The sequence below is a fragment of the Margalitia sp. FSL K6-0131 genome, from assembly GCF_038008735.1.
GTDB classification, from domain to species: Bacteria; Bacillota; Bacilli; order Bacillales; family Bacillaceae_C; genus Margalitia; species Margalitia shackletonii.
The window spans coordinates 1,317,459-1,343,586 of sequence record NZ_JBBOZS010000001.1; the positions used below are offsets into that span (position 1 = coordinate 1,317,459).

Consider the following 26,128-nt stretch of genomic DNA (forward strand, 5'->3'; position numbering starts at 1 on the left):
CCCGTCTCCTCAATTCAAACAAACTAGTTAATATAAGGAGTGGCAAACGTGATCAATGTTGCATTATTAAGCAGATGGCATGTCCATGCGGATGACTATGCGAATCAGATTAAAAAAAATGAACAGCTATCGATTCAGCTTGTATGGGATGAAGACGCAGAACGCGGGGAAAAGTGGGCTGCGGAATTAGGTGTTCCTTTTGATGGTAATCTACAATCCGTTATATCTAATCCTTCCATTGATGCGGTGGTCGTAAATACACCTACCAATCTACATAAGGAAGTTATTCTTGCAGCTGTAAACCACGGGAAGCATGTTTTTACGGAAAAGGTGTTAGCTTTTAATGTAAAAGACTGTGAAGAAATTTTTGCTGCAGTTGAGGAGAACGGAGTTAAACTGATGGTATCCTTACCAAGGTTAACAGAAAGCCCATATCTGTATGCACAAAAGGTAGTGGACGAAGAACTGCTGGGCCAAATTACAACGATTCGCTGCCGCATGGCTCACAATGGTGCAGTTCCTCCTGAAGGAAAGACACAAGGATGGCTGCCTGCCCGCTTTTTTGATGAGGAACAATGCGGTGGAGGTTCCTTCATTGATCTTGGTGCACACCCGATTTATTTGACCAATCGACTAATGGGACCTGTTAATGCGTTACATGCACGCCTGCAGCAAACCAATCATCATGGAGTGGATGACAATGCCGTCGTTATACTAGAATACAAATCTGGTGCACTGGGCGTGATTGAAACTGGCTTTTTATCCTATGGTAGTCCATTTCAATTAGAGCTGTATGGAACAGAAGGGACTCTTCTAATCGAGGACGAGCAGATTCGCCTCAGAAGCAGCCGTCTTGGCCATCATGACTGGGAAAGTCCACAACAAGCAGTACAGCGATTACCAATGCCTATGGACCAATGGGTTGCGGAAATACAAACAGATAAAGCTCCTACCCTTACAAAAGAAGACTTTATTAACTTAACAAAGATAAATGAGGTAGCTGCTTTATCTAATAAAGAAAATCGTCGGATTGTATTGAGTGAAATTCAGTAGTGATAGATATAGAACAGAAAAAAATGAAACGCTGATTGATATAACACCATCCCCTGGCAGCAGCGAACTGTCAATAAATCGCTTTATTCATATCTGTCTTACAGGGTAACAAGGAGTAACCCTTCCGAAAATTATTAACGGGTCTATTTATACGCCAAAAAAGGAGACACAATACGTTGGAATAGGGGGACCTGTCCCTTAACTTTTTTTAAGTTATTGATAAGCCATGTGGTTTTATACCATATGGTTTTTTTCGTTTTAAAGTATAGGTTAATTTCTCTTACATGAATCAAAAATATAAATTAAAAGTGCGGAATATTCATCTTTTCTTTCCATATACATGTATCAAAATAGGTAAAGCGTTTTAGTAAAACGTTTTTGTAAGGTGATGGAATGTGCGAGTTACGATTAAGGATATTGCAAAAAAAGCGGGAGTATCCATTACAACAGTATCAAGGGTGATGAACGACAAGCTGGGGGGGATTAGTCAAGAAACGAAAGAAAGAATCTTAAAAATCGTGGAAGAGATGAATTATCAGCCGAATGCACTTGCAAGGAGTTTAGTAACAAAACAATCGTTAACATTGGGCTTGGTTTTGCCGAATATTTCTAACCCCTTCTTCCCGGAGATGGTAAGAGGAGTCGAGGACCTTGCAAATCACCACGGTTACAGTGTTTTTCTTTGTAATACCGACGATGATGAGGAAAAAGAGAAGCATTATATCCAGCTTTTAAAAGAAAAATATGTGGATGGAATCATTTTTTCAAGCAACAGCCGTTATTCTGAAGCACACTATGAAATTTTACAAAAAGCACATATTCCTTTTGTTTTAATTGACCGTGGGGAAGAGGATGGCAATAGTCCATATAATGGTGTCTTCATTGATAATGAAAAAGGGGCATACTTGGCAACTAAACATCTAATTGATCTTGGACATGAAAAAATTGCCTGTATGACTGGACCTAAAGAAGTAGGAACAGCAAGGCGGAGAATTCTTGGTTATCAAAAGGCAATGATGGAAGCGAATCTTCCTATTCTTCTGGAAACTGGTAACTTTCGAATGAAGGATGCCTACACTTCTGCAAAAAAGCTGCTTCCATCAAATGAAATTTCGGCGATTTTCGCCAGCAATGATGTAATGGCTTGCGGAATATATCAAGCTGCTTACGAACTGGGGATGAATATTCCAAAAGATTTATCGGTAGTGGGATTTGACGATATTCAACTAGTTGAGGCTTTAACACCGAAACTTACAACCATTCGGCAATCATCCTACACATTAGGAAAGACAGCGGCAGAAATGATTATTCAAGATTTAAAAAAGGCAAAAAAAGAGACAAAGGTTGTAAAATTAGACCCTGAATTGGTCATTCGTCAAAGTACAAGAAGCATAAAATAAGGGGGAATAAGCATGTCTAAACCAATTATTATTGATTGTGACCCGGGTATTGATGATGTAATGGCAATTTTGTTAGCGCTTTCTTCGGGGGATCTTGAAGTAAAACTTATATCCACAGTTGCCGGGAATCACACACAGGAAAATACGTATAGAAATGCCCTGCAATTTGTTAGTTTTCTAGAAAAATATGATGTAGAAATTGCCCGTGGCTTAGAAAAGCCCTTGATGAGAGAGTTATTTATTGCTGATGATGTACATGGAGAAACAGGACTTGGAAATGTCCAGCTTCCGCCTTCTAAAATGGCAGGAAGTGAGCGGACGGCAATTCAAGCGATTAGGGACATTGTCTTATCTTCAGAAAAGCCAGTCACAATCGTAGCGGTAGGGCCGCTTACGAATATCGCGGTTTTACTATTAACCTATCCTGAGGTAAAAGAGAACATAGAAATGATTTCGATTATGGGGGGAGCATGCAAAGGGGGAAATGTCACACCGACTGCAGAGTTTAATATTTATGTAGATCCGGAAGCTGCAGATGTTGTATTCAACGCAGGTGTCCCAATTGTAATGAGTGGTTTAGATGTGACACATCGGGCCTATTTAACGAATAAGGATACGGAAAAAATTCGAAATATCCAAAGTAAGACTTCACAAGTCATATATGATTTACTCCATTATTATACAGGGTCAACCAATCAAGATACACAAGACATACAAATTCGACTTCATGATCTGTGCTCTGTTGCCTATTTGATTCAACCTGAATTATTTAGCGGGATAGATTGCAGGGTAGAGATTGAAACGAAGGGAGAATTCACTTCTGGTACAACGGTCGTCGATGTGAAAAACCGCAGTGGAAAGCAGCCAAATGCTAAGGTTCTGTTTGATGTGAATAGGGAGGATTTTGTCGAGCTGTTTTATCAGGCAATACGAAGCTACAAATAATAAGGGGGAAACTGGTCATGAAAAGGGGTATACGTGCAGATTTCAATTTGATCTCATTGTTATTAATTCCTGTCGGTGTGGCTATTAATATGGTTGGTTTTCAAATTACGAATCTATTAAAACTGCCCATATTTTTAGACACAATTGGAACAATTCTTATCGCCGTTATAGCTGGTCCTTGGGTAGCAATATGTGCAGGGATTGTGACGAATTTGATTAATGCCATTTTTAATCCAACTTTTTTTCCATATGTCTTAACATCCATCGCAATCGGTTTGGTAGTCGGATATCTTGCTAAGTATAAGATGTTTACGAAGGCTTGGAAGGTTGTTATTTCTGGTCTCATTGTCACAATAGTTGCGATGGTAGTCTCTGCACCGATAACAGTATACGTTTTTGGCGGCGCTGGGGGCAGCGGTGCTTCCTTGCTTACTGCAACATTCTTGGCAGCAGGACAACAGCTATGGTCTGCAGTCCTATCTTCCTCTCTTATCTCTGAAATTGCCGACAAACTCATTTCCGTTTTTATCTGTTATTTTATCGTAAAAAGCATGTCAGAACGTTATCTCTCCAAGCTTAAATACGGCCACTTATACATGAAACAAAAATAAGTGGTGTCAGGCACCACTCGTGGACAAAACGGGGTTTTGTTCACCACAGAAGGACATTTAACAAAGTGTCCTTCTGTGGTGGAAATGTCGCCAAATTGTCCACGGAGGGTGCCTGACACCCAAATAAGGGGAATCAAAAATGGCGAAGCAGAACTTTATTTTATGCCTTCATCCCAATACGAAGTTAGTGTTTACCTTCTTTGTGACCATTTCTGTATTGCTGATTCCAACTTTTTGGTATGGATATGGTATTTTCATTGTTTGCGTCTTGATTGCTTTAGGAGCAAGAGTGTTAAAGGAATTTTTGAGTTTTGCCGTGAAAGCCCTGCTATTATTGCTGGTGCTTGTGTTCTTCATTCAAGCATTTTTTACCCCAGGCGGTACCGTTCTTCATACCATTGGTTTCCTGAGTATTCATGAAAATGGGGTAGAATCAGGACTAAATATGACATCCCGGATTCTTGGAATATCCTCTGTTTTCCTATTGTTTTTTCGGATTACCAGTATGAAGGACACGGTGCAAGCATTAGAAAATATGGGATTGCCATCGATGGCGTCGTTTGTGGTTTTATCCACCCTTCAAATTATTCCGGAAATGAAAAAACAAGCACAGGTTATTATGGATGCGCAGAAAACTAGAGGTGTGGAGACAGAAGGAAACATCATTACGAGGGCAAAGGCTTTTATTCCGACACTCAGCCCATTGATTCTATCTTCCTTGGCTGCTACAGAAGAAAGAGCGGTAACATTGGAAGCACGAGCTTTTTCCGTTAAAGGAAAGAAAACAAGATTATATGAGCTAAAAAAGAAGCGTATCGATGTTGTATTGCAAATCATAATGGGGATTCTGCTAATTGGTTTGATCGTTTGGAGGATTGTAGTATGAGTACAATAGTTTCTTTAAAAAATGTTAATTACCAATATCCGGTCGGAAAACAGCCAGTGCTGAAGAATATTGATTTGGAGATTCAAGAAGGAAACTTGTATGCAGTAATCGGCAGTAATGGAAGTGGAAAGACGACTCTCTGCAATATTATTCGTGGGTTTATCCCCCATTTTCATAAAGGGACCTTAGAGGGGGAGGTAACCGTTTTTGGAAAAAATATTTTAGAATATGATTTGGGCGAAATGGCCGTAAAAGTCGGATTCGTTTTTCAAAACCCTTTTATTCAAGTGAGCGGGGTTAAAGATACCGTTTTTGAGGAAATAGCATTTGGGCTTGAAAACTTAGGAGTTCCAGTTGAAGAGATTAAGAGACGTGTCGAGGATATTTTGCAATTATTAAAAATAGATTACTTACGTGATAAGCATCCGCAAGAATTATCAGGAGGCCAAAGACAAAGAGTGGCGCTTGCTTCCATTATAGTTATGGAACCGGATCTTTTAGTAATAGATGAACCAACCTCACAGTTAGATCCACAAGGTACAGAAGAAGTATTTGAGATTATCGGAATTATGAAGGAGAAAGGAAAAACAATCATTTTGGTCGAGCATAAAATGGAGTTAATTGCTGAGTATGCCGATTTCGTAATTCTTTTGCATGATGGGGAAGTGATCATGCAAGGATCGGCAAAAGAAGTTCTTTCCAACAGCATGCTGTTTGACTTTCAAATGGCCTTGCCACAATACGCAATGCTGGGGATGGCAATGAACGCAAGTGGTTTTCAATTGGAAGAAATCCCTATAACGGAAGAGGAAGCGTATAACTCTTTAATAGAATTGTTTTTAAAAGAAGGAGAGAGACGATGACGATTTTACATTTATCCAATGTTTCGTTTCACTATCCCAACGGCTATCAAGCACTAGATGATTTGAATTTGTCCATACAATCAGGAGAATCCTTGGCTATTATCGGGCAAAATGGGGCCGGAAAAACAACTGCGGTAAAATTGATGAATGGATTATTAAAACCTACAGAAGGCGATGTTCTAGTAGATGGTTTGAATACAAAGGAATACTCAACTGCAAAGCTGTCTCATCGAGTAGGATATATTTTTCAAAATCCAGATGATCAAATTTTCCATAATACTGTATACAGTGAAGTTGAGTTCGGTCCGAAAAACATCGGATTACCACTGGAAAGTGTCAAGGAGAATACAGAAAAAGCAATAGAGTTATGTGGATTAAAACCGTTCGAAAAAGAAAATCCCTATAATTTACCTTATTCTATTAGAAAATTTGTTACGATTGCCTCTGTAATCGCAATGGAACCAAAAATATTAATATTCGATGAGCCTACTGCTGGACAGGATTTAGTAGGGATGGAGCGATTGGGAGAAATCATCCGCATCCTTAGAGAGAAAGGGAAAACGATTTTGACGATTACCCATGATATGGAATTTGTCGTCCGTAATTTTGAAAGGGTTGTGGTCATGGCAAACCGTAAAATTATTGCCGACGATACGGTTCGAAAAATATTCTGGGACCAAACCATACTGGAGAAAAGTATGTTAAAACAACCATACATCAGCCGTGTGGCAAAAAGGCTGCAAATAGGAGGTAACATTCTATCCATTCAAGAAATGATTGATAGAATTTCGGGTGTCAGGCACCACTCATAGACAAATGGGCATGTTGTCCACCTAAGACGGACATCAGGAGACAAAGTCTATATATGTCCATAAAAGGTGCTTGACACCATAGAAGGTGGGAATTGAGATGAAGAGGATTGTTGTAGTTGGAAGTTTGAATATGGATCTTGTTACGACCGTTCGTTCCTTGCCGAAGCCCGGCGAAACTGTCGCGAGTACTTCTTTTGCCACTATTCCAGGCGGGAAGGGTGCCAATCAAGCGGTTTGTGCTGCCAGATTAGGTGCACAGGTGAAAATGATTGGTAAAGTGGGAAGTGATGAATATGGCAGTCAGCTAATTTCCATTTTGGAAGAATCAGGAGTGGATTCTAAAGGGGTCTACCAGAATGGAAAAACAGGGATGGCCTTTATTCAGGTGAGTGAAGATGGAGAGAATTCTATTGTATTATACCCGGGAGCAAATGGTGAAATCACGCCACAGGAAATCGAATATCAAAAACAAATTATAGAGAATGGAGACTTTATTCTTCTTCAGCTGGAAATTCCGTGTGAAGCGGTGAGCCATACATTGAAGCTGGCAAATAGTTTAGGAAAAAAAGTAATCCTTAACCCAGCCCCCGCAAGAATACTCCCGGACGAATGGTATCCTATGATTCATACTCTCACTCCTAACGAAACAGAGCTTTCCATTTTAACAAAGCAAGAGATTCAAACGAAAGAGGATGTAATAAGGTCAGCAAAAATATTAATGGATAAGGGTGCAAAACAAATTATCGTAACAATGGGCAAAAAAGGCGCATATTTCATTCGTAAAAATGTTCATACACATATTCCCGCCTATTCTGTTCCAACCGTGGATTCCACTGGTGCCGGTGATTCCTTTACAGCGGCATTTACCTTCGCGCTAGCACAGGGAAAAGAGGAAGTGGCTGCAGCCCAGTTTGCGAGCAAAGTGGCATCGATGGTGGTGCAACGGAAAGGGGCAATCCCTTCCATGCCATATGGGCATGAAGTGGAGAAATGATCATATTAAAAATTAGCATGATCGGAGCTAACAATGCTCCTTTTTTCTTTCTAAAGAATAAATCTTTTCCAAGTTGGAAAAGGGACCTGTCACCCCCGTCCCAAAATAAGGGATGACATTTATACCTAAATGCGGGATGATATAGAATATGAGAGTGGGAATTTATTGAAACAAAGATAAGGTGATTTTCTATGAAAATATTACTTGTGGAAGATGATAAAACGATTGCCTCCGGATTGGAATATTCGCTTCAGCATGATCATTTTTCTACCGAACTGTGCTATGATGCTGAATCGGCAAAAAAGGTAATAGCGAAACGTTTAGATGAATTTGATCTATGTTTGTTTGATGTCTCTTTGCCGGATGGGAGCGGCTATGAGTTATGCACATTAGTAAAAAAGCAGACAGATATTCCGGTTATTTTTCTGACCGCTATTGATGATGAAGTGAATGTGGTTATGGGGCTTGACATGGGTGCTGATGACTACATCACCAAACCATTTCGAATCCGCGAACTGATTTCCAGGATTAAAACGGTTTTAAGAAGGTATCAAAAGTATACTTCTACCAAATCTTTCATTGAAATAAACGACATTCAGGTCCATACCCTTGAAGGAAAAGTCTATAAAAATGGGCAGGAGATTTTATTGACCGCATTAGAATATCGTCTTTTATTGATTTTTGCCAACCATATTGGACAAGTCCTCTCAAGAAACCAGCTTTTAGAGCAAATTTGGGATGTTGCGGGGGATTTTGTGAATGACAATACGTTAACGGTGTATATAAAGAGGTTGAGGGAAAAGTTAGAGGATAATCCGCAAAATCCGCAAATTATTAAAACAGTGCGTGGTTTAGGCTATAAGGTTGGTGATTGAATTGCTGAGGAATAAAGAGGTGCAAGCCCACCTTTTAACAATGTGTGTGATTAGCCTAGTGGCTATTGCAGCTGCGGCATTTTTCTCCGTCGCTGCCACCTTGCTAATTACCATCGTATCTATATTACTGATTAGTATCAGCCTGTTATTTACCAAAAAGCGATATCGTGAAATCGAGAAGCTTTCCGGATATTTGCGGCAAATTCACAGTGGGGATTATACCCTTGATGTTCGTGATAATGTCGAGGGAGAGCTTAGTATTTTAAAAAATGAGATTTATAAAGTGACTATCATGTTATCGGAGCAAAGAGTGCTTCTGCAAAAGGATAAAATCCAATTGACGAATGCGATTTCCGATATCTCCCATCAACTGAAAACTCCGCTTACCTCGATGATGATGATGTCCGATTTATTAAGTACCCCCGATCTTCCGGCTGAAAAAAGAATGGAATTCACAAGAAATCTTCGTAATCAGTTAGAACGATTAGAATGGCTCGTTTCTTCGTTATTGAAACTCTCCAAAATTGATGCAGGTACAACCCAATTTAAAAACGAACCCATATTGGTGGAAAAGCTAGTACAAAAAGCGCTGGAGAATTTGCTGATTCCAATAGAGATTAAGGATCAAACCGTATCCATAAGTTGCGGGAAGTCTATAACTATTTTAGGGGATTTTCATTGGACGGCCGAAGCCTTGATCAATATTTTAAAAAACTGTGTGGAGCACACACCTGTAGGGGGAACAATCACCATTTCCTGCAACGATAATGTCCTGTTTACAGAAATCAGTATCACTGATACTGGAATCGGCATCGCGAAAGAAGACTTACCCAATATTTTCAAACGATTTTATAAAGGGAAAAATGCGAGTAAAGAAAGTGTCGGAATCGGATTGGCGATGGCCCATCGCATTATTACGAGTCAAAATGGAGATATCGAGGTGAAGAGTAAAAAAGGGGAAGGGACGAGCTTTAGAATAAAGTTTTATAAGCAAGTCATTTAAAGGTTGACTGATTCATATAAATTGAAGCTTTTAATACTAGATTAGAGTTAAGCATCTTTTCTTAAACAAGATAACGGTTATTAAGGCTATAAGATTCTTTATTTCAAATACCTTAAGTGACTAAACTGTCATTTTCCAGTCACTGCAAAGTCATAAAAGGCAGATAGAATAGACCTTAGAAAATACTTGGAGGTTTTTTACATGGAAATTCTAAAAATAGAACATCTGTCTAAACAATATGGCAAAGGTGAAACGGCAGTGAAGGCGCTCGATGATGTATCTTTTTCCGTAAAAAAGGGCGAATTTGTCGCCATAATAGGCCCTTCTGGCTCCGGCAAATCCACGCTTCTGCATCTGCTTGGCGGTGTCGACCGTCCAACCAGCGGAAAAGTTTTCGTTGACAATACGGACATATATAACCTGAATGAAACACAATTAGCCATTTTTAGACGCAGGCAAATCGGGTTAATCTATCAGTTTTACAATCTTATCCCTGTCTTAACAGTCGAAGAGAATATCACTCTGCCTCTTTTGCTTGACGGGCATAAGGTGGATAAAAAACAATTTGATGATATTGTGAAGCTACTTAATCTGGAGAATCGCTTAAACCATTTGCCGAACCAACTATCAGGCGGGCAGCAGCAAAGGGTTTCAATCGGCAGAGCATTAATTAGCAATCCAGCAATTATGCTCGCAGACGAGCCAACTGGGAACCTTGATAGCAAGAACAGCAAGGAAATCATTGACTTATTAAAAATGTTTAATAAAACATTAAATCAGACGTTACTTGTTATTACACACGATGAAGGAATCGCGCTTCAGGCGAATCGCGTCATTAGCATTGAAGATGGAAAGATTGCTAAGGATGAGGTGATTCGTCCGTGAACATTGTTAACAAACTCACAGTAAGACATATGAAATTAAATAAGCGGCGAACCCTTGTGACCATTATTGGAGTTATCATTTCTGTTGCGATGATTACGGCGGTTGCAACCTTATTTGTTTCCTTTACAGATTTAATGAAGAGGCAGGAAATGAAGGACAATGGGGAATGGCATGTTTTATATAAGGATGTAAATAAGAAACAACTCGAAGCCATTGAAAAAGATGACGCAACGAAAAAGGTTGTATTAACACGAGACGCGGGATATGCCCCTTTAAAAGGCGGGCAAAACAAAAGTAAGCCTTATTTATTTATAAAACAATATAATGCCCAAGGCTTTAAACAGTTTCCGATTGAATTGGAAAAAGGAAGGTTGCCAAAGGCAGCGAACGAGGTAGTTCTCTCTGATCGGATATCCACAGATGGAAAAGTGAATTTTAATATTGGCGATTCTATCACCCTGGATATCGGGGAGCGGGAAATGAAATTACCTGGTCAACCGATCAAGAAATTTGGACAAAACGATCCATTACAAATAGAGAATGAAAAATTAACCGAAACTTTTAAAAAGCTGACTACTAAAACATATACTGTTGTTGGTTTTATAAAACTTCCGAAATGGGAACCAACATGGGCACCAGGATATACGGTTATTGGTTATATTGATAAAAGCATGATCGGAGCATCCAATAAAGCTGATGCTGCTGTTGTATTAAAAAAGGTGAATGGATCTTTATATTCACATGCCAAGGCTCTTGCCAAGAAAGAAAATATTAAATCCGTAAAGTTTAATAATGAATTATTGCGTTATTATGGAGTAACAAGTGACCCTGGCCTAAAACGCACCCTATTTTCATTAACTGCGGTTATTATGGGGGTCATCATCATTGGCTCTGTTTCCCTCATCTATAATGCCTTTGCCATCTCTGTTTCCGAGCGTTCTCGTCATTTGGGTATGATTTCCAGTGTTGGAGCGACCAGACGACAAAAGCAAAACTCTGTATTTTTTGAAGGGTTTATCATTGGCTTGATTAGTATTCCGCTTGGAATTATTTTTGGACTTGCCGGGATTGGAGTTACTTTTCTCTTTATTAATTCGGTCATTCAAGATGCACTGGGGTTAGATGTGAATTGGAGGTTGACGGTTACACCATACTCGATTTTAATAGCGTGCGTTGTTTCAATAGTAACTATTTTCATTTCAACATATCTCCCTGCTAGAAAAGCATCGAAGATTTCTGCGATCGATGCGATTCGGCAAACAACCGATATTAAACTCACGAGTAAAAAAGTAAAAACATCTAAGTTTGTTCGCAAAGTTTTTGGCTTTGAAGCAGAGGTTGGATTGAAAAATTTAAAAAGAAATAAACGAAGATATCAGGCGACCGTTTTTTCACTCGTTATTAGTATTGTACTGTTTTTAGCCGTTTCCTTTTTTAATGCCAATTTAAAAAAATCATTGGTTCTTTCACAGGAAAATATAAATTTTGATATTCAAGTTTCTGTAAATGGTAAAATGACGAAAGCGGATGAAGAATTGTTCAAGTCCATTGCGCAGCTTGGGGATGTAACGGATGCTAGCGAAATGAGGAGTATCGAGGGTATTGCATGGATCCATAAAGATTCGATCGCGAAAGAACTAAAGACAAAAGACTATCAAGATCAAATGAAGAATGGGAAATATCCTTATAATATAATGGTGTATGAAATAGATGAGCAACATTTAAAGGCATATGCAAAATCAATTGGTGCCGACTATGCGCAGTTGATTAATCCGAAACGTGTATCTGGTATTGTGATTGACACTATTTCATATCAGGATATGCAAGCAAAAAAATATGTAGAAACGAAAGCTATTCATGCCAAAGTCGGCCAAAGTATTGATCTAAGCCTTATGGATCCTAATACGGAAAAAACGGAGAGATTTGGAGAAGTAACCTTTGCGGCATTGACTGATCAATTGCCGATGGGAGTATCTTCAAGTGGGCTAGGAAACTTAAATATCATTGTTTCCAAACAGGGCATGAATCAATTGCTTAAAAAATATACATCAGATGGTATTAGTTCTTTACTTTACTTAAAAAGTAAGGATCCTATCAAAACACAAGAAGCAATTGAAAAAATAAAACCTAGCAATATGTATGTTTACAATGTATTTCGAGGAAGGCAGCAGGAAGAACAGATGATGCTGTTAATGTCGGTATTCACGTACGGATTTATCGCACTCATGACTGCGATATCGGTGGCAAATATTTTAAATACGATTACCACTTCCATCTCGCTCAGAAAACGCGAATTTGCAATGTTGAAATCGATCGGCATGACGCCAAAAGGCTTTAATAAGATGATTCATTATGAAAGCATCTTTTATGGTATAAAGTCATTGCTGTACGGTCTTCCTGTTAGCATTGTTGTCATGTATTTGATCTATCGATCCCTAATGAACAGTTTCAGCTTTGGATTTTCCCTTCCATGGTTGGAAATTGTCTATGCTATCCTAGCCGTATTCATCATCGTCAGCATCGCCATGCTTTACTCCAGCTCCAAAGTAAAAAAAGAAAATATTATCGACTCGCTAAAGCAAGAAAGCATCTAGGTTACGAGGATTTAGTGAAAAATGTATGTAAAACCATCTCAAAAATATATATGTTTTGGGGTGGTTTTTTGTATGAAAAACATTGTATTCTTCTTTATAATAATCCATTAATTCTTGAAGTTAAACATGGTTTCCAAGGGTCTACATAATTCTAAAAATTGAAAATTTATCTTTCCACGCAAATAAGTTTAATGCTATAATACTATCAACTGGTAATGACATCATTATAATTTTTTTGAAAGGGAGGGTAATGAATTAAATTGTAAGCACTTTCAATCGTAAATGGTAATGACATCGCTATAACAGTCTGTATGGAGAATTGTACTCGAGGGGGATTTAAAATGAAGAAATGTTTTCTGTTCATTGCTATGCTGACGTTGGTTTTTGTAATAGCTGGTTGTTCAGGACAAACAGCTTCTTCCAAGGATGGAAAAGTCGTTATTCGCTATGGTCTTTGGGATAAAAAGCAAGTGCCCGCTATTGAGCAAATCATCAAAAAGTTTAATGAAACAAATCCAAATATTGAAGTAAAAATAGAACTCACTCCGTATGCATAATACTTTCAGAAACTTGAAACGGCAGCCACTGGCGGAGCATTGCCGGATGTTCTATGGATGAACGGTCCTCACATTACTCAATATGCGGAAGGGAACGTTCTTCTGCCATTAGATGATTTGATTAAAAAGGATCATTATAATATGGGAAATTATCCGGATTCGTTAGTAAGCTTATATACGGTGGATAACAAGAAATTTGGAATTCCGAAAGATTTTGATACAACCGGGTTATGGTATAACAAAAAGCTTTTTGACGAAGCTGGTGTCTCTTATCCTGATGATACTTGGGATTGGAATACATTAAAGGAAGCAGCAAAGAAATTAACCAATGAGGATAAAGGCATTTGGGGATTCGGTGCTTTAATGGGAAATCAAGGCGGATATTATGATTTAATTTGGCAGAATGGCGGCTATATCATTTCGGATGATGGTAAATCCGTGGGATTTTCACAACCTGAAGCCATTGAAGCACTTAAATACAATATCAGCTTTATTAAAGAAGGCTTATCTCCTACAGCTGCACAAATGACAGAAACAGCTCCATCAGACATGTTTCTTTCTGGAAAAATCGCCATGTTATTTGATGGCCCATGGATGGTTCCAGAATATAAAAAGAATAAGGATTTAGATGTAGCAGTAATGCCAAAAGGAAAAGAAAGAGCAGTTAGTATACATGGATTAGCAAACGTTATTGCTAAAAATACGAAGCATCAGAAGGAAGCATGGAAGTTTGTGAAATTTTTAGGTTCAAAGGAAGCAGCGGATATATTTGCGAATACAGGCACTGTTATTCCTGCTTATAACGGCACACAAGATGCTTGGATTAAATCGGTTAGCAATCTTCATCTTCAAGCATTCATTGACGGTGTACAATACTCTCATCCATTACCAAGTGTGAAAAATACAGGTGCTTTATGGGACGAAGAAACGAAAGTGCTTAAAAAAGCTTGGAGCGGCGAGGAAAGCGTTGAAGATGCGACGAAGGAATTAACAACAGAAGGTAATAAGATACTTGATAAAAATTAGTCAATATTAGAGGAAGGGTAATGCCCTTCCTCACATAATAGGAGGAGGGCTGGCATGAGTGAGCTCCCAATAGCAATGGAAACGCAAAACAAAATGAAGACCAAAAAATATTATAAAACAAAAAAGCGATCAGATTATCTATGGGCATATTTAATGATAGCTCCAACCATGATTGGTCTATTAATCTTTTATTTTTGGCCAATTATTCAAACCATTTATTATAGCTTTACAGAATGGGGAGCTTTTGGAACCCATGAATGGATAGGAACAAAAAATTATTCAGAAATGTTGTCGGATCCCGATCTGGGGAAAGCTTTTAAAAACACACTTATTTATATCCTTTTAACCGTTCCGATTGGTGTTTTTCTATCCATCATTGTGGCGGTTTTACTTAATCAAAAAATAAAAGGAAGATCGGTTTATCGGACATTATATTTCCTTCCTGTTATTACAATGCCGGCTGCGATTGCAATGGTGTGGAAATGGCTTTACAATACAGACTTTGGCTTAATTAATTACATTCTCTCATGGTTTCACCTTAAGGGACCAAGCTGGATTACCAATCCCCATATTGCCTTATACTCGGTAATCATTGTGGCAATATGGAGCGGCATCGGATACAATATGGTCATTTTTCTTTCAGGTCTGCAAGGTATTTCTAAAACCTATTATGAAGCTGCCAAAATCGATGGGGCAGGCCCAGTCACTACCTTTTTTAAAATTACCTTGCCGCTTTTATCACCTATTATTTTCTTTGTTACGATTATGTCGTTAATTAGTGCATTTCAAGTATTCGATTTGATTTTTATGATGATTCCAAATACTAGCGTAGCAATCGAAAGTACACAATCTATCGTCTACTTATTTTATCAACATGCGTTTGTGTTAAATGATAAAGGTTATGCAGCGGCTATTGCAGTAGTATTGTTATTCATTATTTTAATCGTTACCGTAATACAAATGATTTTACAGAAAAAATGGGTGCACTATGAATAAAGGAGGAAAAGACCTTGGAAAAAACGATGAAAGGTAAACATCTTTGGATACATCTTGTTTTAATCATAGGTGCAGTCATAATGGTCATTCCATTTATATGGATGATTTTGACTTCATTGAAGACATATGCAGAATCCGTTCAAGTTCCGCCTAAGATTTTCCCAAAAGTGTTTCAATGGCACAACTATAAAGAGGTTTTTGATTTACTGCCATTTTTTAAGTTTATGCTTAATACATTTATTGTTACTGTGATTCGAACTATTGGACAATTATTTCTATGTTCCATTGCAGCTTATGCGTTTGCTCGTATTTCTTTTCCGGGTAGAAATGTTCTTTTTATCCTTGTTTTATCTGTTTTGATGGTCCCAAGCCAAGTATTTTTACTGCCTCAATATATGATTATGGTGAAGTTGAATTGGTTAAATACGTTGCAGGCAGTCATTGTCCCGGGTCTCTTTAGTGCCTTTGGAACGTTTTTACTTCGTCAGTTTTTTATGGGATTGCCAAAAGAATTGGAGGAAGCGGCCAGACTTGATGGTTGTAATCATTTTCAAATTTACTGGAAGATTATGCTGCCTCTTGCGAAACCAGGTCTGATTGCACTTGGAATATTTACAGCTTTATGGTCATGGAATGAGTTAATGTGGCCACTTATTGTAAACAGTTCCTCGGAAAAGATGACACTTTCTGTAGGGCTTTCATCCTTACAAGGACAATATGTCACCAATTATCCAATTTTAATGGCAGGTTCATTTTTAGCTATTTTGCCGATGCTTATATTATTTATGTTCTTACAAAAGAGATTTATTGAAGGAATTGCCATCACGGGAGGCAAGTAATAGAAAAGGGGAAAAGTTTGTAGCTCTTCATCGAATAATCACGGGAAGACTTGTTGGATAAAGAAAAGCTATGTGCTACCATATGAATCTGTTCACCTGATCGAGAAATGATCAACCTATCATAAAGGTTTTTAAAAAAAACCTATGTCACTGAATCCGCAAGAGACGATCGAGATTAACTGGGAAATCGGTGAACTTTGCCGAATATGTTGAGCAGCTGACTATGGAAACAAAAGAAGTTGGTTAAAGTTGAGCATATTGGGGTGAGATTTTTTTGATTTTTTCGTACAATATGGATAATGATAGGATTTTTAAAGGAGAAAAGTATGATTGAAAAAGATAATCGTCTGCCCCTATATTACCAACTGATGGATATAATTCAAGGAAAAATTGAGCGTGGTGAACTGAAGGAAAACGACCGCCTTCCTTCCGAGCGGGAGTTATGTGAAATCTATCAAGTAAGTCGGACAACTGTTCGCCAAACAATGCAGGAATTAGAAAAGGAAGGATTCATTTATAAAGAACATGGAAAAGGAAGTTTTGTAGCTCCAAAAGTGATTAATCAAAGTCTTGTGAAATTTTATAGTTTTACAGAAGAGATGAAAATGGTAGGGAAAATACCATCCTCTGTCGTTGTTGATTTTCAATTAGTACCTTGCGATGCTAAAGCTGCAAAGGTCTTAAATATTCCTGTTGAAGATCATGTGTATAAAATTATCAGGCTGCGCCTTGCTGATGATGAGCCGATGATGTACGAAACTTCCTATCTTCCCTTTGCAAGGTTTCCGAATCTAAGGAAGGAAGACCTTGAAAATATCCCAATGTATAACTTATTTCGTGAAAAATATAATGTAGTCATAACAAAAGCAAATGAAAGCTTTAAAGCGGTTATGGCAACAAAAGAGGAGGCAGCAAAATTAAATATAGATACGAAAGAACCTAGTCTATTAATCAGACGAGTGACTTATGAAGGTAATTCGGTTATTGAATACACCATTTCCATTGCAAGAGGAGATAAATTTACCTATTCTGTCGAGTTGAAGTAGAGTGAAATCTGCTTCTTTTTTTTTGCAATGAAAAATAGTTATAAGAAAATAACATTTCCAATTATTTATTATCAATAAGAGAAAAATCAAAATTATATAAAAATAACCTTGTATTTAGGATGAACATGTTTTATTGTTATTTCGAATAGCTAAATAATTTACAAATGGGGATGATGACATGGAAGCCGCACAACTTGTACATGTTCACAGAGGGAAAATGCTAGAAAGCGTACATAAGGGACATATTGCTGTTGTTGATTCAGACGGCAATCTTCTTTATCAGGCAGGAAATCCGCAACAAATGGTATATGCTCGTTCGTCCATGAAGCCGGTTCAGGCTATTCCGTTGATCGAAACGGGAGCGGCAGATTTTTACCATTTTGACGATGCAGATATTGCATTGTGCTGTGCATCACATAATGCTGAAAAGCAGCATACGAATCGGGTACTGTCTATTCTAAGTAGGATTGGACTGGATGTAAAAGATTTGCAATGCGGTACCCATAATCCAAGGTGGGAAGAGGTTTACCAAGAACTCATTAGAGATGGAAAGCCGGTTACAGCCTTATTCAACAACTGTTCTGGAAAACATAGCGGAATGTTGACAACCGCTCAACATATGAATGAAACGGTCGACGATTACTATAAGCTGGATCATCCTGTTCAACAAAGAATTTTAGAAGCCATTAGTAGTTTAGCAGAGTTTCCAAAGGAAAAAATAGAAATCGGCATCGATGGCTGTGGAGTTCCTGTTCATGGGATGCCTCTTAATAAATTAGCGTATTGCTATGCCCGGATGGCAAATCCAACAGGACTAAGCAATGAAAGAACAACCGCTGTTAAAAGAATCGCCCAAGCAATGATGAATGCACCGGAAATGGTTGGCGGAACGAATCGTTTTTGCACTGATTTTATGAGAGTTGCGAATGGACGGGCATTTGGAAAGGCTGGGGCAGAAGCAGTTTATTGTATCGGGGATGTAGAAACTGGTATCGGAATCGCGATTAAAGTAGAGGACGGAAATGGCAGAGGCACGGAGCCTGTAGCAGTTGAGGTATTAAAACAATTGAATCTATTAACGGATGAGCAGCTGGAGCAACTGAAAGGTTATCATTATCCACAGTTGAAAAATTGCCGTCAAGAAACGATTGGGCAATTATCACCTATTTTTCAATTAGAGACTGCAAAAAAACATATTCAATAGGTTCACAGAAAAATGCAAAGAACATTTCTTTGCATTTTTTGCAACATAATTCTTCCTATTAAACAATTAGGAATAAATTAAAAGAAGAAAGGATGGAACCATTATGAAAGTAATCGTTATTGGCGCAGGAATTGCAGGGGCAAGCACCGCATACCACTTATCCAAAAAAGGGGCAGAAGTGATCGTCGTCGACCAATTTCATGAAGGACAGGCAACAGCTGCAGGAGCCGGAATCGTTTGTCCTTGGGTTACCAGCTCGGAGGATGAGGATTGGTTTCGACTTGCGAAAGCAGGAGCATGCTATTATCCTTCCTTAGTTGAACAGCTAAAAGAAGATGGTGAAACCAATTTAGGGTATCGATTGGTAGGTGCGCTGGCTGTTAGTGAGGATGACGAAAAACTGGATTATGTCGAGCAAAGAGGAACTAAATGCCGAGCGGAAATTCCAGAGGTAGGAGAAATACGTCGTTTATCAGCAGAAGAAGCCCGTAAATTATTCCCGCCATTAAAAGAAGGATTAAAAGCCGTTTATGTGGAAGGAGCAGCGAGAGTAGACGGCAGATTGTTAAGGGATGCTTTGAAAAGAGGAGCCGAAAAGCATGGGGCAACCTTTTATACAGGAAAAGCAAGTTTGGAAATGGTAAATAGTAGTGTCACAGGTGTGCGAATAAATGAAGAATTTATAGCGGAAGATGCAGTAGTGGTTGCTGCCGGGGCATGGGCACGGGAATTATTAGCTCCGCATGGAATAGATTTAAAGGTAGAGCCACAGCGCGGGCAAATTGTTCACCTACAAGTACCGGAGCAAGATACTTCCAATTGGCCGGTCATTCTTCCACAAAGCAGCCATTATCTTGTTTCGTTCGATGATTCGAGGGTAGTAGTAGGTGCGACTAGGGAAACAGGGGCCGGATTTGATTATCGGGTCACGGCAGCCGGTTTACAAGAAGTATTGGATGAAGCATTGAAAGTAGCACCCGGACTCGCTGGCAGTACTATGCATGAAGTAAGAATTGGGTTCAGGCCAGCTGGACCTGATATTTTACCTTTGTTAGGGCCTGTTCCATCCATTCAAGGTTTAATCATTGCGAATGGACTCGGGGCTTCCGGCTTAACGATGGGACCATATTTAGGATCTTTGGCAGCACGATTAGCAATGGGGGAAGAAGTTGAATTGGATATTACTCCGTATGCACCATTAAGGTTTGCTTTACCAGTAGAATAGTTTCGTCCTTTTTGGTAGAGTAATTTGGTGAAAAAATTGTATTAAGAAGGTTTTAGTATGGAAAAAAATAAGTGGATTCCATTCCTTGTCACATTCGTCATTTCTTTCATTGGCGGAGCAGTTTTTCTTCTCATTCATATGCCGATTCCATGGCTGCTTGGCCCAATGGTGGCTGTTTTCCTAGCTGCTCGAATCGGGAAGATGAAGCTATACTGGCCAGTTCAATTAAGGAATAGCGGATTGATTATCGTTGGTTATACCATTGGGCTTTCTTTTACGAAACCAGCCCTCATTCAAATCGTGCACCAGCTTCCATCTATGTTGTTGATGACGGTATTAACGATAGCTATTAGTGCACTATTTGCTATTTTGATTTCAAAGCTGACTGGAGTTGAATATCCTACTATTTTAACAGGGAGCATCCCTGGAGGCTTGTCACAGATGATTACACTTGGGGAGGAAATCAAAGGCCTAGATTTAACGGTTGTGACGTTTTTACAAGTGACACGGTTAATGATGATTATTTTTATCGTGCCTTTGCTGATTACTAGTCCTTTGTTTGCAGTTGGGGATTTGTATGCTGTAAGCAGTAAAATTTCCGCCGAATGGAGCAATCTATTCCCCGCTATTATCATTTTCGCTGTAGGAAGTGTTGTTTTTGCTTTGCTAGGAAAAAAGGCAAAGCTGCCAACTCCTTACTTGCTTGGTCCTATTATTGGTACTGCAATTATTAATCTAGGGGTTGTGCATGGTCCCAGCTTGCCGGCAACCCTTACGAATCTTTCGCAATTTCTAATGGGGGGATATATCGGACTTTTAATGAAACCAGACCAATTAAAAAATAAAGGAAAGATCATAACGTTTTCACTGATTAGCGGATTTATTTTAATCTTGACTTCATTCGGGCTGTCTTTTCTATTAGTCACCCTTCATCATGTCACCAATATAACTTCCTTTTTAAGTGTTGCGCCAGGAGGCATGGATCAAATGGGAATTATCGCACATGCCGTCCATGCGGATCTTTCCATCGTGACCGGGTACCAGTTATTTCGGATCTTTTTTATCTTCTTTATTGTGCCGCCCTTATTGAAATGGTACTTTAAGCGGCATTATCGGAAAAGAAAACAATATAATTAAGAAACTAATCGATTAAAGGAATAATCCAAAAAAAACATGAGAACGCAATTCTTGCTATTATCATGTTTTTTTTCTATGTCTGCAGCCATTTTACGCATCACAATTGCCTATCAATGTTGAGTTTTATGCCCCTTTATTAAAAATATTTTTACTACAGACAAATTTTGAGGTTATTCACATATTAATTTTAGTATAAAGGGAGTAATAAATAGCAATTATATTAGGGATTCAACAAAAATTTTTTATTTCGTTCGTTCTTAATAATGAACATCGAAGAGGGGATTAATATGAGAACACTATTATTCTATTTAGCATTCCTTAACTTAATGGATGCATTATTGACTTTCTTTGGTTTGCATTTTTCATACATCACAGAATCAAATCCTCTCATGAATAGCCTTTATGATACTAATCCCGTTTTATTTCTGTGCTTAAAAATTACTCTTTCCATTCTATTAATGTTGTTTTGTACAAAAAATAGACTATTAAGATCGGGAATACTAAAAAAAATAACTGTTTTTGCAACGATCCTGTACACTTTTGTATTTCTGCTCCATGGTTATTGGTTATATAGTTATTTTTTATAGTTTTTGCTGGGAGTGTGTCTGACACTACTCGTGGACAATTCTAAATAATATTTCCGGCAATCAGAAAAATTGCTATCTTACTTTAATCTTGCTATTATTTAGATGTGAAATAATTAGATATCTAAATGAATTTCCAGAAATGAGGAATGTATATGAGATTAGCAAACAAGGTAGCAATTATTACTGGTGGAGCTTCTGGTATGGGAGAACGCATGGTGCAGCTTTTTAGCCAAGAAGGTGCGCAAGTCATTGCAGCAGACATCAATGAACTGGGCCTTGAAAAGGTTAGCAAACTGCCAAAAGTGACGGGAATGAAGCTGAATGTATCCTCCGAAGAAGATTGGTCTAATTTGTTAAAAGAAGTAAAAGAACGTTTCGGAAAAATGGATATCTTAGTCAATAATGCAGGGATTTCTTCCGAAAAGCCTTTAGAGGAGACGACATTTGATGATTGGAATAAAATGATGACTATTAATGGTTTTGGACCATTCCTTGGCTTGAAGCATGTATTTCCATATATGAAGGAACAGGGGAGTGGATCTATTGTGAACATTTCCTCTTATACAGCACAAATAGGTCAGGGCTTAAACCCTTACACAGCTTCAAAAGGTGCCGTCCGTGCTTTTTCAAAAGCAGCAGCCGTGCACTTTGGTTCTTATGGAATTCGAGTAAATACTTTGTTTCCAGGAATTATCGAAACACCTATGACTCAGGCACTGCAAGAATCTAAAGAATTACTTAAGCAATTAGAAGCAGGTATTCCGCTTAAACGAATTGGAAAGCCTGAGGATGTTGCAAATGCGGCATTATTCCTGGCATCCGACGAAGCATCCTTTATCACTGGGGCAGAGCTAGTCATTGATGGCGGATTTTCTGCACAGTAATAATCGTGAAATTTCCCCTTCTTGATAAGGGGATTTTCTTTTTTATGTTACTATAATACAAAGATAATTAGAAAGTAGGAAAAGCATGGATCAGAATCAAACCATTTTTGAGCTTATTCATAAAATGGAACAAATCACGAATAACATGATTATTCAATGGAATCAAATGTTTCATGAAAACCTTGGAATATCACATATTCTGGTGCTAAGTCATTTACATAAAAATGGCCGAAGCCGACCTTCCGACATCGCGAAAGGCTTAGGTCTAACACCGCCGACATTAACCCACCTTTCAGAAAAACTGATTAAAAAGGGGCTTGTGGTTCGGGAAAGGGATGAAGTGGATAGACGAGCATTATATCTTAAAATTACAGACGATGGCTGCGACATCTTATCTTCCGCTCAAGAAAAAGGGCTGCAATTACGTATGCAGCTATTTGAAAAGCTAGATATAGAAGAGCTTAATCAATTGTTGAATATTTATAGTAAATTAAATGGTTGAGGATTAGTTAAAACTAACCAAAAAACAGAGATTACTATTAAAGGGAAAGAGGGCAGCAACGGCCTTCTTTTTTTTGTCACTGTACACTGCACACGAACAAAATCCCAGAATGTCCACGAGTAGTGCCTGACACCACATCAATACTACAAAAATGATGTAAAAAGATAGTAAATAAGTGTTAAAATTATGGTAGTTTTTGTCGAAATATTAGATAAGAATATTTTTTGTTAACAAATCTGGCTTCTAGTATATATTAGGTGGATTTTTTTTGAATATAACTATTTTTGATTTTGCTATAGGAATGGAGTACGAGTAAATGTTAAAGGAACAGACCAGGTATTCTCGCCTCGCGAATTTAACAAAGCTGATCAATACAAAGCTCGAATTGCGTCAAGTGCTGGAGCATGTGGTCACCGCCATATCCGAAGAAATTGTTCAATGTGATTCTGTCGGTATTTATTTGCCTGAGGAGGAGGGAACATTCAGAGGGTATATTGGGAAACCGGAAGTGATAAACGGAATGACACTCGACATGCATGTCATTGATTTGGAAAAGGATTTACTCGCAAAGGAAGTCATTGAAACCAAAAAAACAATCTACATTCCAGATACATCAGTGGATAATAGGCCGAATCCGCTGGCAGTTGAAGGCTTTCAAATCAAATCATTATTAGGACTTCCGATTTCGTATGAAAATGAATTATATGGCCTTGTTTTTTTATTTGACTATGGCATCCCAATGAACTTAACAGAGTCAGAGATTCAAACGGTTGAGGCATATGTAAATATGGCGGCTGTTGCCATCCAAAATGCAAACAATATAACGTTTAAGGAAAATTTGATTGCAGAGAAACAGCTGTTGCTTGATGTAACGCGGGACTTATCGATGTGTTCCTCTTTGCAGGAAGCGCTGGATAAATGCTTCTCCTATGTCGGAAGGGTCCTTAATAATTATAATATTGGTGTTCACATACTAGATCCAATTGCCGAGAAAAGAATGAAACCAGCAAAATTAAGCAAGGATAGTGACTGGACCCAAGAAGACTGGATGATGGCGCATAGTAAGATCAAAATCGATCAAAATAATGACCCGGTATTTCAGGAAGTAATCAGAACCAAGAAGGCCCTTCTTATTCCAGATGTATTTGCGGATGATAGGCCGAATCATGATCTTTGCAGAGAGTTCGGAATGAAAGGGCTATTTATGCTCCCGATGGTTTCCATGGGAGAGGTATTAGGTGCTATTGCCGTTGTTAATTTAGAGGAAAAGGGACGTATTTATCCAGAAGCTGCAATTAGGATGGCGCAATCCATTGTGGACGCAACTGCCTCCACATTATCAAACCTCCTGTATATAGAAAAACAAGAGGTTATTATAGAAGAAAGAACGATGGAGATTACCGAAAAAAACAAGGAACTAAATAGAGTAGTAATGGAGCTGCAGCAGCTTAGCCGCGAAAATGAGTTAATCCTGCATTCAGCTGGTGAAGGTATATTTGGCTTAGATTTAGAGGGAAACATTACCTTCTGTAATCCTGCAGGTGAATCTTTGCTTGGCTATCATAAAAAAGGCGAGCTTATTGGAAAGCCGTCCAAGATTATTTTTAATAGAAAAGCTTCTAATAGAATGCCGTTTGATTCAAGTTCCAAGAAAGACCATTACTATACGGATGAAACGTTTATTCGAAAAGACCAATCCACCTTTCCGGTTGAATACATCATAGCTTCTATTAAAGAAGGGGAAGAAACCGTTGGATATGTTGTGACGTTCAAGGATATTACGGAAAGAAAGCAGATGGAGGAAAAAATTCGCTATCATGCCTACTTTGATATTGTCACAGATTTACCAAATAGGGTTCTATTAAACGACAGGCTTAATCAAGGGTTAACGTATGCCGGAATACATAATGAAAAAGCAGCGGTTCTGTATCTTGATTTAGACCGGTTTAAGTACATTAACGATACGATGGGGCATAGCTACGGGGATGTTTTATTGCGGGAAGTTGCCAAACGGCTAAGCGCTTGTATACCAAAAAGTGCAACGGTGTCACGCCAAGGTGGAGATGAATTTACTATCTTTTTACCTAATATAAAAGGAAAAAATGATGTCATGAAAGTGGTAAATCCGGTTATTGATTCTTTTTCGAAGCCTTTTTCGCTTAAGAATAATGAAGTTTATATGAAGACGAGTATAGGAATAAGCCTGTTCCCGGAAAACGGAGAAACAGCTGAAATACTTATCAAAAATGCAGATACAGCAATGTACAAGGCAAAAGAAATTTCCGGAAATAGCTATCATTTTTATAGTACTGGCATGAATTCAAGAACATTTGAAAATGTCGAACTTGAAAGTGCACTATATAAAGCATTGGATCAAGAAGAGCTTGTTGTTTACTACCAGCCTCAAATCAACTATCTGACCAAAAAAATCGTAGGGGTAGAAGCATTACTGAGATGGAATCACCCTGTAAAAGGATTGATACCGCCGGATAAATTTATCCCGATTGCAGAGGATACAGGCCTAATCATTCCTATTGGGGAATGGGTTCTGAAAGAGGCATGCAGCCAATTGAAAAAATGGCAGGAGCAAGGAGCTGCGGATATTAGTATGTCGGTTAATTTATCGGTTCGTCAGTTTGAACAAAATAATTTATTCGAAATGATTAAAAATACGTTAGAGGACGTCGGTCTGTCACCGGAATTTTTACATTTAGAACTTACGGAAAACCATATAGTGAAAAATACCGAAAAGACGGTAGAAACCATCAAACAATTAAAGGAAATCGGAATTAATATTGCCATTGATGATTTTGGCACCGGCTATTCTTCCTTAGGGTATTTGAAGGACTTGCCTATTAATACATTAAAAATTGATAAATCCTTTATCCAAGATATGACATGGGATAATGACAATGCAGCGATAACGAATACCATTATTACCTTGGCGCAAAACTTGAATTTAAATGTTATTGCTGAAGGTGTTGAAACAAAGGAGCATGCAGAATTTCTTACCGCCAGAAACTGCTATTTGATGCAAGGATATTTCTTCAGCCGTCCTATGCTGCCAGAAGATATTGCAAGCACCTTCTTGAAAAATAGCAGTTATCATATAAAGCTTTGATCAATATTATTGTGACGGTCATTATGGTTTTTGTTGCGAATACGTCTATTAAACAATAGCCAAATATAAAAAGAATAGGTGGG

22 protein-coding genes and 1 pseudogene are annotated in these 26,128 nt (G+C 38.3%); all 23 read left to right on the forward strand.

Annotated features, from left to right (window positions below; genetic code table 11):
• The first annotated feature begins 48 nt into the window (after nt 1-48).
• The 23 genes and pseudogenes from NSQ59_RS06310 to NSQ59_RS06415 all read left to right on the forward strand — a co-directional run bounded on the left by NSQ59_RS06310 (nt 49) and on the right by NSQ59_RS06415 (nt 26,045).
• On the forward strand, nt 49-1,053 hold the full coding sequence (locus NSQ59_RS06310) for a Gfo/Idh/MocA family protein (protein WP_340830175.1): 1,005 nt from the start codon (nt 49-51) through the stop codon (nt 1,051-1,053).
• 395 nt (nt 1,054-1,448) lie between these two features.
• Nucleotides 1,449-2,453: a LacI family DNA-binding transcriptional regulator gene (locus NSQ59_RS06315; protein WP_340830176.1), complete on the forward strand. Its 1,005-nt coding sequence runs from the start codon at nt 1,449-1,451 to the stop codon at nt 2,451-2,453.
• 12 nt (nt 2,454-2,465) lie between these two features.
• Nucleotides 2,466-3,398, forward strand: a complete 933-nt coding sequence (locus NSQ59_RS06320) for a nucleoside hydrolase (protein ID WP_340830178.1) — start codon at nt 2,466-2,468, stop codon at nt 3,396-3,398.
• 17 nt (nt 3,399-3,415) lie between these two features.
• The gene (locus NSQ59_RS06325; protein WP_340830180.1) at nt 3,416-4,009 is read left to right on the forward strand and encodes an ECF transporter S component; all 594 of its coding nucleotides are present in this window, start codon (nt 3,416-3,418) and stop codon (nt 4,007-4,009) included.
• A gap of 139 nt (nt 4,010-4,148) precedes the next feature.
• The gene (locus NSQ59_RS06330; protein WP_340830183.1) at nt 4,149-4,895 is read left to right on the forward strand and encodes an energy-coupling factor transporter transmembrane component T family protein; all 747 of its coding nucleotides are present in this window, start codon (nt 4,149-4,151) and stop codon (nt 4,893-4,895) included.
• Nucleotides 4,892-5,758 carry an energy-coupling factor ABC transporter ATP-binding protein gene (locus tag NSQ59_RS06335; RefSeq protein ID WP_340830186.1) on the forward strand — a complete coding sequence of 289 codons (867 nt, stop codon included), beginning with the start codon at nt 4,892-4,894 and terminating at the stop codon, nt 5,756-5,758. The genes NSQ59_RS06330 and NSQ59_RS06335 overlap by 4 nt, the downstream gene beginning before the upstream one ends.
• Nucleotides 5,755-6,570 carry an energy-coupling factor ABC transporter ATP-binding protein gene (locus NSQ59_RS06340; RefSeq protein ID WP_340830187.1) on the forward strand — a complete coding sequence of 272 codons (816 nt, stop codon included), beginning with the start codon at nt 5,755-5,757 and terminating at the stop codon, nt 6,568-6,570. The genes NSQ59_RS06335 and NSQ59_RS06340 overlap by 4 nt, the downstream gene beginning before the upstream one ends.
• Nucleotides 6,571-6,667: 97 nt before the next feature.
• On the forward strand, nt 6,668-7,564 hold the full coding sequence (gene rbsK, locus NSQ59_RS06345; protein ID WP_340830190.1) for a ribokinase: 897 nt from the start codon (nt 6,668-6,670) through the stop codon (nt 7,562-7,564).
• 191 nt (nt 7,565-7,755) lie between these two features.
• Entirely contained in the window at nt 7,756-8,439 is a 684-nt protein-coding gene (locus tag NSQ59_RS06350; protein ID WP_055738646.1) for a response regulator transcription factor, read from the forward strand.
• A gap of 1 nt (nt 8,440) precedes the next feature.
• Entirely contained in the window at nt 8,441-9,442 is a 1,002-nt protein-coding gene (locus NSQ59_RS06355; RefSeq protein WP_340830193.1) for a sensor histidine kinase, read from the forward strand.
• A gap of 201 nt (nt 9,443-9,643) precedes the next feature.
• Nucleotides 9,644-10,327 carry an ABC transporter ATP-binding protein gene (locus NSQ59_RS06360; RefSeq protein ID WP_340830195.1) on the forward strand — a complete coding sequence of 228 codons (684 nt, stop codon included), beginning with the start codon at nt 9,644-9,646 and terminating at the stop codon, nt 10,325-10,327.
• The gene (locus tag NSQ59_RS06365; protein WP_340830196.1) at nt 10,324-12,921 is read left to right on the forward strand and encodes an ABC transporter permease; all 2,598 of its coding nucleotides are present in this window, start codon (nt 10,324-10,326) and stop codon (nt 12,919-12,921) included. The genes NSQ59_RS06360 and NSQ59_RS06365 overlap by 4 nt, the downstream gene beginning before the upstream one ends.
• A 341-nt stretch (nt 12,922-13,262) precedes the next feature.
• Nucleotides 13,263-14,504, forward strand: a pseudogene (locus NSQ59_RS06370) (ABC transporter substrate-binding protein).
• 54 nt (nt 14,505-14,558) lie between these two features.
• Entirely contained in the window at nt 14,559-15,500 is a 942-nt protein-coding gene (locus tag NSQ59_RS06375; protein ID WP_083489225.1) for a carbohydrate ABC transporter permease, read from the forward strand.
• A gap of 26 nt (nt 15,501-15,526) precedes the next feature.
• Nucleotides 15,527-16,339, forward strand: coding sequence for a carbohydrate ABC transporter permease (locus NSQ59_RS06380; RefSeq protein ID WP_055741144.1), 813 nt, complete (start codon nt 15,527-15,529; stop codon nt 16,337-16,339).
• 326 nt (nt 16,340-16,665) lie between these two features.
• The gene (locus tag NSQ59_RS06385) at nt 16,666-17,385 is read left to right on the forward strand and encodes a GntR family transcriptional regulator (RefSeq protein WP_340830199.1); all 720 of its coding nucleotides are present in this window, start codon (nt 16,666-16,668) and stop codon (nt 17,383-17,385) included.
• Between the two features lie 178 nt (nt 17,386-17,563).
• Nucleotides 17,564-18,589 carry an asparaginase gene (locus NSQ59_RS06390; RefSeq protein ID WP_340830201.1) on the forward strand — a complete coding sequence of 342 codons (1,026 nt, stop codon included), beginning with the start codon at nt 17,564-17,566 and terminating at the stop codon, nt 18,587-18,589.
• A 103-nt stretch (nt 18,590-18,692) separates the two neighbouring features.
• Complete coding sequence (locus NSQ59_RS06395; RefSeq protein ID WP_340830203.1) at nt 18,693-19,814, forward strand: NAD(P)/FAD-dependent oxidoreductase; 1,122 nt, start codon at nt 18,693-18,695, stop codon at nt 19,812-19,814.
• A gap of 57 nt (nt 19,815-19,871) precedes the next feature.
• The gene (locus NSQ59_RS06400; protein ID WP_340830205.1) at nt 19,872-20,951 is read left to right on the forward strand and encodes an AbrB family transcriptional regulator; all 1,080 of its coding nucleotides are present in this window, start codon (nt 19,872-19,874) and stop codon (nt 20,949-20,951) included.
• Between the two features lie 287 nt (nt 20,952-21,238).
• Nucleotides 21,239-21,538 (forward strand): DUF5658 family protein, encoded by a 300-nt coding sequence (locus NSQ59_RS27900; protein ID WP_055738655.1) that lies wholly within the window; start codon nt 21,239-21,241, stop codon nt 21,536-21,538.
• 152 nt (nt 21,539-21,690) lie between these two features.
• Complete coding sequence (locus NSQ59_RS06405; RefSeq protein WP_055738656.1) at nt 21,691-22,422, forward strand: SDR family NAD(P)-dependent oxidoreductase; 732 nt, start codon at nt 21,691-21,693, stop codon at nt 22,420-22,422.
• 85 nt (nt 22,423-22,507) lie between these two features.
• Nucleotides 22,508-22,924, forward strand: a complete 417-nt coding sequence (locus NSQ59_RS06410) for a MarR family winged helix-turn-helix transcriptional regulator (RefSeq protein WP_126648215.1) — start codon at nt 22,508-22,510, stop codon at nt 22,922-22,924.
• A gap of 316 nt (nt 22,925-23,240) precedes the next feature.
• Nucleotides 23,241-26,045 carry a sensor domain-containing phosphodiesterase gene (locus NSQ59_RS06415; RefSeq protein ID WP_340830209.1) on the forward strand — a complete coding sequence of 935 codons (2,805 nt, stop codon included), beginning with the start codon at nt 23,241-23,243 and terminating at the stop codon, nt 26,043-26,045.
• Nucleotides 26,046-26,128 lie beyond the last annotated feature (83 nt).

Bases quoted from the DNA above. Each gene is read 5' to 3' on its own strand.
- NSQ59_RS06415 (WP_340830209.1), top strand. From the start codon at position 23,241: ATGTTAAAGGAACAGACCAGGTATTCTCGCCTCGCGAATTTAACAAAG.
- NSQ59_RS06380 (WP_055741144.1), top strand. From the start codon at position 15,527: ATGAAAGGTAAACATCTTTGGATACATCTTGTTTTAATCATAGGTGCA.
- NSQ59_RS06375 (WP_083489225.1), top strand. From the start codon at position 14,559: ATGAGTGAGCTCCCAATAGCAATGGAAACGCAAAACAAAATGAAGACC.
- NSQ59_RS06390 (WP_340830201.1), top strand. From the start codon at position 17,564: ATGGAAGCCGCACAACTTGTACATGTTCACAGAGGGAAAATGCTAGAA.
- NSQ59_RS06325 (WP_340830180.1), top strand. From the start codon at position 3,416: ATGAAAAGGGGTATACGTGCAGATTTCAATTTGATCTCATTGTTATTA.
- NSQ59_RS06350 (WP_055738646.1), top strand. From the start codon at position 7,756: ATGAAAATATTACTTGTGGAAGATGATAAAACGATTGCCTCCGGATTG.
- NSQ59_RS06405 (WP_055738656.1), top strand. From the start codon at position 21,691: ATGAGATTAGCAAACAAGGTAGCAATTATTACTGGTGGAGCTTCTGGT.
- NSQ59_RS06385 (WP_340830199.1), top strand. From the start codon at position 16,666: ATGATTGAAAAAGATAATCGTCTGCCCCTATATTACCAACTGATGGAT.
- NSQ59_RS06330 (WP_340830183.1), top strand. From the start codon at position 4,149: ATGGCGAAGCAGAACTTTATTTTATGCCTTCATCCCAATACGAAGTTA.
- NSQ59_RS06360 (WP_340830195.1), top strand. From the start codon at position 9,644: ATGGAAATTCTAAAAATAGAACATCTGTCTAAACAATATGGCAAAGGT.
- NSQ59_RS06320 (WP_340830178.1), top strand. From the start codon at position 2,466: ATGTCTAAACCAATTATTATTGATTGTGACCCGGGTATTGATGATGTA.
- NSQ59_RS06400 (WP_340830205.1), top strand. From the start codon at position 19,872: ATGGAAAAAAATAAGTGGATTCCATTCCTTGTCACATTCGTCATTTCT.
- NSQ59_RS06335 (WP_340830186.1), top strand. From the start codon at position 4,892: ATGAGTACAATAGTTTCTTTAAAAAATGTTAATTACCAATATCCGGTC.
- NSQ59_RS27900 (WP_055738655.1), top strand. From the start codon at position 21,239: ATGAGAACACTATTATTCTATTTAGCATTCCTTAACTTAATGGATGCA.
- NSQ59_RS06340 (WP_340830187.1), top strand. From the start codon at position 5,755: ATGACGATTTTACATTTATCCAATGTTTCGTTTCACTATCCCAACGGC.
- NSQ59_RS06395 (WP_340830203.1), top strand. From the start codon at position 18,693: ATGAAAGTAATCGTTATTGGCGCAGGAATTGCAGGGGCAAGCACCGCA.
- NSQ59_RS06410 (WP_126648215.1), top strand. From the start codon at position 22,508: ATGGATCAGAATCAAACCATTTTTGAGCTTATTCATAAAATGGAACAA.
- rbsK (WP_340830190.1), top strand. From the start codon at position 6,668: ATGAAGAGGATTGTTGTAGTTGGAAGTTTGAATATGGATCTTGTTACG.